Source organism: Candidatus Nanopusillus massiliensis (genome assembly GCF_920984865.1).
This window is the reverse complement of record NZ_OV100765.1, coordinates 251,755-252,461: the sequence shown is the minus strand read 5'-3', so window position 1 is coordinate 252,461 and position 707 is coordinate 251,755.

Here is a 707-nt window from a genome sequence, read left to right as displayed (position 1 = left end):
CTTTTTCAGTTAATTTTAATATTTTAGATCCATGAAATCCTTTTGATTTATTATTTTCTATATCTAATATTGGTAATAATGATTGATATACCATTTTCTTCCAATAGAGCTTAGATAATTTTCCTTCAGAATTTTCAGAATTTTTATCAATAAATATTTTAGATATTAAAACAATATTATTTTTATTATATATCTTTTCTATTGAATCTGAATAAGAATTACTATTTATTTTATATAAATTATATATTTTTAGATTTCCAGAAAAATTAATTAAAATATTTATTTTTACTTTTCCAATTATATTAAATTCATTATACATCATTGTAATATCATTATTATTAATTCTTATTTTTATTTCAGAACTATTTATATTAAAAACATTATAATAAATATTCTTATCTAAATTAATTTCAATATATTATCTTTCTTTTTCATTAAATTCATTTTTAATTATTTTATAATTGCTCAAAAATTTTATCATAATACTTTTTAAATAAATCTTTAAAAAATATTAAATCCATTTTCTTCAATCTTATTTAATATATTTTTATCTCCTTAATATTTTATCTTTCCATCAATTAATACATTACTTTATCAATATTTAATTCTTTTACGAATTTTAAATTATGAGAAATTAATATTATCATTTTATTTTCTTTTTTAAACTGATCCACATAATATTTTAATTTATTTAAGAATGCTATATC